Raw genomic sequence first — 255 nt, forward strand, 5'->3', positions numbered from 1 at the left:
TTGTTTTTCTGTAACCTTCACATAGAAAGGTTTTATATCCTCGTAGGCAATCGGGCCGCTTCTCCACTCGTCCTTAGAAACAGATTCGTAGGTTATCAAGTATTCATCAATTCCGAATAGCAAACTGTAAGCTACCGTCTGTTGTATGTGACTAGGACTTGGCTTCTTCAATTTGTGGATAGTGTCCTGTTTTGTACTTTTTGTTTTAAATTCAAATCCAACACGACTACCATCTTTGTACTGTAAGATACCATC

Annotated in this window: 1 protein-coding gene; it reads right to left on the reverse strand. The window is 38.4% G+C overall.

From position 1 onward, the window contains the following. A partial coding sequence (locus R0J88_RS21645; protein ID WP_410901125.1) for a hypothetical protein occupies window positions 1-255 on the reverse strand: 255 nt, incomplete at both ends.

This window comes from Pseudoalteromonas sp. SIMBA_162 (assembly GCF_046535955.1).
GTDB lineage: Bacteria > Pseudomonadota > Gammaproteobacteria > Enterobacterales > Alteromonadaceae > Pseudoalteromonas > Pseudoalteromonas marina.